At 65.7% G+C, this 7,542-nt stretch carries 8 protein-coding genes; 7 read left to right on the top strand and 1 reads right to left on the bottom strand.

The window, feature by feature from the left end:
• The coding region (locus tag LXM94_RS24985) for a methylmalonyl-CoA mutase family protein (RefSeq protein WP_235774480.1) at nucleotides 1-689 on the top strand (689 nt) is incomplete at its 5' end.
• Nucleotides 690-698: 9 nt separating this feature from the next.
• On the opposite strand, the gene LXM94_RS24980 is transcribed toward LXM94_RS24985, so the two are convergent.
• Nucleotides 699-1,730 (bottom strand): LacI family DNA-binding transcriptional regulator, encoded by a 1,032-nt coding sequence (locus LXM94_RS24980; RefSeq protein WP_235774478.1) that lies wholly within the window; start codon nucleotides 1,728-1,730, stop codon nucleotides 699-701.
• A 284-nt stretch (nucleotides 1,731-2,014) separates the two neighbouring features.
• On the opposite strand from LXM94_RS24980, the gene LXM94_RS24975 reads away from it, so the two are divergent.
• The 6 genes from LXM94_RS24975 to LXM94_RS24950 form a co-directional block, all read left to right on the top strand.
• On the top strand, nucleotides 2,015-3,292 hold the full coding sequence (locus tag LXM94_RS24975; RefSeq protein ID WP_235774476.1) for an amino acid ABC transporter substrate-binding protein: 1,278 nt from the start codon (nucleotides 2,015-2,017) through the stop codon (nucleotides 3,290-3,292).
• A gap of 79 nt (nucleotides 3,293-3,371) precedes the next feature.
• Nucleotides 3,372-4,112, top strand: coding sequence for an ABC transporter ATP-binding protein (locus LXM94_RS24970; protein ID WP_235774474.1), 741 nt, complete (start codon nucleotides 3,372-3,374; stop codon nucleotides 4,110-4,112).
• Entirely contained in the window at nucleotides 4,112-4,840 is a 729-nt protein-coding gene (locus LXM94_RS24965; RefSeq protein WP_235774472.1) for an ABC transporter ATP-binding protein, read from the top strand. The genes LXM94_RS24970 and LXM94_RS24965 overlap by 1 nt, the downstream gene beginning before the upstream one ends.
• An 11-nt stretch (nucleotides 4,841-4,851) precedes the next feature.
• A complete protein-coding gene (locus LXM94_RS24960) occupies nucleotides 4,852-5,730 on the top strand; it encodes a branched-chain amino acid ABC transporter permease (protein ID WP_235774470.1) in 879 nt (292 codons plus the stop codon).
• Nucleotides 5,730-6,773 (top strand): branched-chain amino acid ABC transporter permease, encoded by a 1,044-nt coding sequence (locus tag LXM94_RS24955; RefSeq protein WP_235774468.1) that lies wholly within the window; start codon nucleotides 5,730-5,732, stop codon nucleotides 6,771-6,773. The genes LXM94_RS24960 and LXM94_RS24955 overlap by 1 nt, the downstream gene beginning before the upstream one ends.
• A gap of 10 nt (nucleotides 6,774-6,783) precedes the next feature.
• The coding region (locus tag LXM94_RS24950) for a glutathione S-transferase family protein (RefSeq protein ID WP_235774466.1) at nucleotides 6,784-7,542 on the top strand (759 nt) is incomplete at its 3' end.

Below are 7,542 nucleotides of genomic sequence, written 5' to 3'. Positions count from 1 at the left end.
TCGAGGAGACGCGGCGCCGGCGCGACGGCGCGGCGGTCGACAAGGCGCTTTCGGCCCTCGCCGAGGTCGCCCGAACCGGCCAGGGCAACATTCTCGCCGCCGCCGTCGAATGCGCGCGGGCGCGCGCCACCGTCGGCGAGATGACGGACGCCATGCGCAAGGCCTTCGGCGACCATGCGGCCGTGCCGGAGGTCGTGTCGGACATCTATGGCGAGGCCTATCGCGACGAGCCTGAAATGGCGGTGCTCGCCGAGCGGCTGGCGGGTTACGCCAAAGCTTCGGGCGCCGCCCCCCGCATCATGGTCGCCAAGCTCGGCCAGGACGGGCACGATCGCGGCGCCAAGGTCATCTCGTCGGCCTTCGGCGACATCGGTTTCGACGTGGTCGCCGGCCCGCTGTTCCAGACGCCGGGCGAGGCGGCCGACATGGCGATCGACGCTGATGTGCGCGTCGTCGGCGTCTCGTCGCTCGCCGCCGGCCACAAGACGCTGCTGCCGCAGCTTGTCGAGGCGCTCAAGGCAAAGGGCGGGGACGACATCATCGTCGTCTGCGGCGGCGTCATCCCGCGGCAGGACTATGCCTTCCTGCTCGACCACGGCGTCTCGGCGGTGTTCGGCCCCGGCACCAACGTGCTCGATGCGGCACGCGCCGTACTGGACCTGCTGGAGAACCGGCGCAGCAACGTCTGACGCGGCGCCTCAGCCGTTCGGGCAGCGGGCCGTGCTTTCGCGGATCACCAGTTCGACGGGCAGGATGGTTTCCAGCGGCACGTCGTCCGCGCCGTTGCCGAGTAGGTCGAGGAGCAGGCGCGCGGCGGTCGCGCCGGCGCTGTGCTGCTGGATGCGCACCGTCGTCAGCTTCGGGCGGATGAGATCGAGGAACGGCATGTCGTTGAAGCCGGTGACCGAGATCTCGCGCGGGCAGTCGATGCCGCGCTCGCGCAGTGCCTCGATCGCGCCGAGCGCCAGGCGGTCGTTGGCGCAGAGGATTGCGGTGAAGGGTTCGCCGGATTCGAGCAGCATCTCGGCGCATTGCCGGCCCTGGTGCTCGTGAAAGCGCATGGCGGTCGCCACGCTGCGGTCGCTGCCGCCGAGCCCGAGGTCGGCCATCGCCTCGCGGAACGCGGCGAGGCGGAGCTGGCCGGTCGAGAGGTCCTGCGGGCCGGCGATATGGGCGATCCGCCGGTGGCCGAGATCCCTGAGATGCGCGAGCATGTCGCGGATGCCGCCGTCCTCGTCATTGATCACATAGGGAATGCGCGAATTCTCGACGCGGCGGTTGAGGGTCACGACCGGCAGGCCGTCCTCGGCCGCCCGCGCGATCGACGGGTCGCTTCGCAGCGCCGCCGTGTGGATGATGCCGTCGACGCCCCGGTCGCGCAGCACGTCGACGAGCCGGCTCTCCCGCTCCTTCTCGCTGTCCGTGTTGACGATGATCGAGGCGTAGCCGAGCGGCTCCAGCACGCTCTCGATGCCGCGCAGGATCGGCGGGAAGATCACGTTGGTGATGTCGGGGATCATCACGCCGACGGTCATCGTCCGGTTCGTCCGCAGGCCCGCGGCGATGCGGTTCGGGCGGTAGCCGAGACGCTCGGCGGCGGCCTGGATCTTTTCGGCGACTTCGGGCGTGATCGCCTTGCGCGTTGCCGGGTCGAGCGCACGCGACACCGTCGAGACGTGCACGCCCGTCTCCCGTGCTATATCCTTGAGTGTCGTCCTCTTTTTCAGCATTCTCGCGCACCGTTTTCCGTTCCATACAGTGCGAACTGAATATTTGCAATCGATTGCATTATGCTTCTTGACGACCGTCAGGAAATTTGCGAAGGTCCGTGCAATCGATTGCGTAATGCTGCCTGTGCGCATCTGCGCAACGCCCGTGCATTCCCGCATTTGGTCCGATCGTTCAGGGAGGAGCCTCGAAGGTCGTCGGCCGGATACGGCATCGGAGGTCCGCCTGCCGATGCGGCGAAGTTGAGATTTGTCAATGCAATCGATTGCCCTGGGGAGGAGCAAGCATGAGGAAAGCATCCGTTACGATGGCCGCGCTCGCGGCCACGCTCACCGCAACAGCCGCTTACGCCGAGACGATCCGCATCGGCGCGTCGCTGCCGATTACCGGCGGCCTGTCCGTCAGCGGCGAGAAGCACAAGCGCGGCTACGAGCTCTGCAACAAGCTGATCAACGAGGCGGGCGGCCTACTCGGCCAGCAGGTGGAGCTGATCGTCAGCGACAACCGCTCCGATCCGGCGACCGCCATCAACCAGTATGAGCGCTTCATCAACGTCGACAAGGTCAATGCCGTCTATGGCACCTTCTCCAGCCGCCTGACCTTCCCGGTCGGCAACGTGCTGTCGAAATACAACATGGTGCATCCGATCCCCTCGGGCGGTGCGCTGCGCATCTATTCGCAGGGCTTCAAGAATCTGTTCTATTTCCAGGTCAACGCCGCCGAATACACCGGCAAGGACCTGATCACCCTCATGAGGGAGCAGATCCCGGCCGGCCAGGCGCCGAAGACGGTTGCCGTCGTGCATGCCGACGACTTCTTCGCCAATGCGATCGCCACCGGCATGCTCGGCCAGAAGGTCATCGACCCGGCGAACGACAAGGAGATCGCCGATCTCGCGCCGGGCTACTTCGCCGATGCGGGCATGGACGTCGTGATGTCGGAGAAATGGCCGGAGGAGGGCTTCAACGACTGGCTGAACCTCGCCAACTCGATCAAGCAGTCGGGCGCCGAGATGATCGTCGGGCTCACCGCTTCGGCAGAAGAGGCGGTGCAACTGACCCGCGCGCTGAAGACCGTCGGGGCCACGCCGAAATTCGTTTATCTGAGCCAGGGCGCCCAGACCGAGTTCATCGAGGGCGTCGGCAAGGAATCCGCCGACAGTGTGATCATCCACACGACCTGGCACAAGGACGTCAATTTCCAGGGCACGCTCGCCGGCAAGCCGTTCACCAACGCCGATTTCGTCGCCGCCTTTCAGAAGGAATACGGCGTCGAGCCGGACGAGGACAGCGCCATCCCGTTTGCCGTCTGCCAGGGCATCGAGCAGTCGATCATCGGTGCCGGCTCGACCGACAATGCCAGGATGGGCGAGTGGCTGAACGCCCGCACCAAGGAGGACCCGGTGCGCACCGTGCTCGGCAACTTCTCCTGGGACGACATCGGCCTGCCGGAGGACAAGCGGCACATCATGACCCAGTGGCAGGACGGCGAGATGAAGTTCGTCTATCCGGTCGGCGAGTTTGATGGCGTCGTGCCGCTGAAATATCCGAAGGCCGGCTTCTGAGCCACCGGCGGGGTGCGGACGGCGAGTGCCGGGCCGCACCCCCAGGCCACCGTTCATTCAGCGACAGGAGGTCGGGCGCGTGCTCGAAGTGAAGAACCTTTGCAAATATTTCGGCGGCATCCGGGCCGTCGACGGCGCCACATTCACGGTCGAGCGCGGCTCGATCACAGCGCTCATCGGGCCGAACGGCGCGGGCAAGACCACGGCCTTCAACTGTATCAGCCGCACGCTGGTGCCGACGTCGGGCGAGGTCTGGCTCGACGGCAAGCGCATCGACCAGCTCCGTCCGCACAAGATCACCGCGAAGGGTCTCAGCCGGACCTTCCAGATTTCCCGCAATCTCGCCGACATGACCGTTCTGGAAAACGTCATCGTGCAGTCGCGGGTCGACGGGTTCCTCGGCCTGTTCAAGCCGGCGATCTCGCCGGCCGAAAGGGACAAGGCGATGGGCATTCTCGATTTCCTCGGCATCACCCGCATCGCCTACGAGGACGGCCACAATCTTTCCTACGGCCAGAAGAAGCTGATGGACCTCGCCGCCCTCCTGATGTCCGACCCGAAGATCATCCTGCTCGACGAGCCGGCCGGCGGCGTCAATCCCTCGCTGATGGAGGAGATCGTCGGCCACATCCGGGCGCTGAACGCCAAGGGGCTGACGGTGCTCATCGTCGAGCACAACATGGACCTCATCATGCGGCTCTCCCACCGGGTCGTGGTCATGGCGCTGGGCAGGGTCATCTGCGACGGGCCGCCGGAGATGGTCCAGAAGGATCCCGCCGTGCTCGAGGCCTATCTCGGCGGCGTGCTGGAGGCGGCGTGATGCACAAGCTTCTCGACGTCACCGACATCACCGCCGGCTACGGCGACGGCCCGGCGATCCTCGACGGCGCGCACCTGACGGTCGAGCCCGGCAAGGTCCACTGCATCATCGGCCCGAACGGCGCCGGCAAGTCGACGCTGCTGAAGGCGATCTGCGGCATGCTGAAGATCCGCGAGGGCGACGTGGTCTTCAAGGGCGAGCGGCTGAACGGGCTGCGCCCCGACCAGATCCTGCGCAAGGGCATCTGTTTCGTCCCGCAGGAGCGGGCGCTGTTTCCCAAGATGACCGTGCGCGAGAACCTCCGCATGGGCGGATTCATCCTCGACGACAAGCGGGAGCTCGACCGCCGCGTCGAATCGATCCTCGACCGCTTCCCGATCCTGCGCGAGCGTTCCGACCAGCACGCCGGCACCATGTCCGGCGGCCAGCAGCAGACGCTCGCCATGGCGCGCACGCTGATCATCAAGCCGGAGATCGTCATGCTCGACGAACCCTCGCTCGGGCTCGCGCCGAAGATCGTCCAGGAAATGTTCGACATCATGAAGACGATGTCGTCGGAGGGCATCACGGTGCTGCTCGTCGAGCAGAACGCCCTCATGGGGCTGAGGAACGCCGATCTCGGCGTGGTGCTCGACCTCGGGCGGACGATGATCGAGGGCCCGGCCCGCGACGTCCTTTCCGATCCCCGCATCCAGGAACTCTACCTCGGCGGCCGGAAGGCCGCCTGACGGAGACCACAATGGCACAAGTGATACAAGTCGCAATTCTCGGCATGGCGCTCGGCGGTGTCATCGCGCTGATGGGGGCGGGACTCTCCCTCGTCTTCGGCGTCATGCGCATCGTCAACCTGGCACACCCCTCGCTCATCATCGCCGGCGCCTATGTCGCCTATTGGGGCTTCAAGCTCTGGGGCGTCGATCCGCTCGTCATGCTGCCGGTCGCCGCCCTCATCATGGCCGCCGTCGGCGTGCTTCTCTACCGCCTGATGTTCGAGAAGGAGGCGAGAAGCGCGCGTTATTCCGAGATGACGGTGCTCGTCACCTTCGCGCTCGCCATGATGGTCGAGGGCCTGCTCGGCAGCCTCTTCACCAATACCCAGCGCGTCACGTCGCCGGCCTATGCGACGGAAGCCTTCTTCATCGGTGACATCTTCATTCCGAAGGGGCAGCTCTATGCCGGCCTCGTTTCCCTCGTCATCATCGGCGGCCTCGCGCTCTTCCTGAAATATTCGCGCATGGGCTACGCCATCCGCGCGACGACGCAGAACCGGGACGCTGCCGAACTGCTCGGCGTCAACGTCAACTTCATCAGCGTGCTCGCCTTCGCGATCGGCATCGGCCTTGCGGGCGCGGCGGGCTCGCTTGTCAGCTTCGTCTTCTCCTTCTTCCCGGCCAAGCAGTGGGAATGGATCGCGATGCTGATGTCGGTCGTCGTGCTCGGCGGCATGGGCAGCATCCTCGGCACCGTCATCGCCGCCTTCACGCTCTCCGTCATCGCCGCCTTCGTCGGCACCTGGATCGGCGCGACCTGGTCGACCATGACCTTCTTCCTCGCGCTCTTCGTCATCCTGCTGATCCGGCCGCAGGGCCTGTTCGGCGAAAAGCCGGAGCTCGTCTGATGGCCATCACCCTCCAGAATTCCGATACGAGCGCCGTTCTCGAAGCGCGCCGCACGCACAATGACAGGCTCGCCCGCCGGGCCGAGCAGACCCGTGCCGTCTGGTTTCCGCGCGCCGTGCTCGTCCTGCTCCTCGCCCTGCCGCTGCTGCAGGTCACGGGCAACTACAACTACGTCCTGCATCTCGTGCTCTACACGGCCTGCTACGTGGTGATGGCGGCCGGCTGGAACGTGCTCGGCGGCTTCACCGGTTACGTCTCGCTCGGCCATGCGGTGTTCTTCGCGATCGGCGGCTATTTCTCCGGCGTGCTGCTGGCCCGCTTCGGCATCTCGACGCTCCTCACCGCGCCGCTCGCGGGGCTTGCGGCCGCCGCCGTCGGTTATGCGGTCGGCATGATCACGCTCAAGGTGCGCGGCCCGAGCTTCATCATCTCGTCCATCGCGCTGCTGATGATCTTCCGCATCCTGTTTGACCACTGGGGCTTCATCGGCGGCGCCAACGGCCTGTCGCTGCCGATCAACCAGCTCGACGTGCTCTGGGCGAAGCTCCCCTATTACTATGCCTTCATCCTGATGGCCGCCTTCACCGTCTGGGCGACCTACCGCATCAAGCATTCGAAGTTCGGCCTCGGGCTGCGCGCGATCTCGAAGGACGAGATCAAGGCGGAGAGCGCCGGCATCGATACGCGCTTCTACAAGGTGCTGGCCTTCGCGATCTCGGCTTTCTTCGTCGGCATGGCGGGCGCCGTCTGGGGCGAATATCTCACCTATCTCCGGCCCAACATCTTCCTGATTATCCTCGTTTCCGCGAACCTCGTCCTGATGTGCATCCTCGGCGGCAAGGGCACGATCGCCGGCCCGGTCGTCGGCGCGATCCTGATCGTCGGCATCAACGAGCTCTTCGTCGCGACCATGGGCGCGTCGGAACTCAACCTGCTCGGCACCGGCCTCGTCATGGCGATCGTGCTGATGTTCTTCCCGCTCGGCGTCGTCGGCACGCTTGCCCGCAAGGGCAAGCTGCCCCGTGTGCTGAACTGGGATTGAGGAGCGTACCATGGCCAGCTTCAAGCTCTACAATGCCCCGCAATCCACCTGCAGCCAGCGTGTCCGCTATACGCTGCATGCCAAGGGCCTCGCCTTCGAGGAGGAAAAGCTCGACCTCTTCAGGGGCGATCAGCTGCGCCCGGAATACCTCGCGATCAACCCGAACGGCGTCGTTCCGGCGCTGGTGCACGATGGGCATGCGGTGATCGATTCCGCGGTCATCCTGGAATATCTGGAGGACATTCTTCCCGACGTGGCGCCGCTCAGGCCGAAGGATGCGCTCGGTGCGGCGGGCATGCGGGCGATGATGCGCTTCATCGACGAGGTGCCGACGCCGGCCGTCCGCGTACCCTCCTACAATCTCGCCTTCCTGCCGCATTTCCAGGCGATGAGCGACGCCGAGTTTCAGGCGCTCTGCGACAGCAAGCCCCTGCGCCGCGAGTTCCTCATGAAGATGGGCCGCACCGGCTTCCCGAAGGCGGAGATGGACGAGGCGCTGGGGCGCCTGACGCGCGGCGTCGAGCGCATGGCGTCCTGGCTCGCGGCGAGCGGCGGCCCCTGGGTGATGGGCGCCGACATCACCTTCGCCGACATCGCCATCATGCCGGTGATCGTCCGCATGGACGACATCAATCTCGGCAGCAGCTGGGACGCGCATCCCGCGATCGGCCGCTGGCTGGAGGCGATCCGTGCCACCGGCGCCTATCGCAAGACCTACTACCCCGGCTCGCTGCTGACGGAGAAATACCCGCATCTGCGTGAGCAACTG

Origin of the sequence: Rhizobium alarense (genome assembly GCF_021555155.1) — a bacterium.
GTDB lineage: Bacteria > Pseudomonadota > Alphaproteobacteria > Rhizobiales > Rhizobiaceae > Rhizobium_D > Rhizobium_D alarense.
Note: the sequence above shows the minus strand (reverse complement) of the source record. Positions and strands in the feature narration are given on the sequence as shown.

What these genes read in the sequence shown, in the direction of transcription:
- LXM94_RS24980 (WP_235774478.1), bottom strand. Translation starts at nt 1,730, where the DNA reads ATGCTGAAAAAGAGGACGACACTCAAGGATATAGCACGGGAGACGGGC.
- LXM94_RS24975 (WP_235774476.1), top strand. Translation starts at nt 2,015, where the DNA reads ATGAGGAAAGCATCCGTTACGATGGCCGCGCTCGCGGCCACGCTCACC.
- LXM94_RS24965 (WP_235774472.1), top strand. Translation starts at nt 4,112, where the DNA reads ATGCACAAGCTTCTCGACGTCACCGACATCACCGCCGGCTACGGCGAC.
- LXM94_RS24960 (WP_235774470.1), top strand. Translation starts at nt 4,852, where the DNA reads ATGGCACAAGTGATACAAGTCGCAATTCTCGGCATGGCGCTCGGCGGT.
- LXM94_RS24955 (WP_235774468.1), top strand. Translation starts at nt 5,730, where the DNA reads ATGGCCATCACCCTCCAGAATTCCGATACGAGCGCCGTTCTCGAAGCG.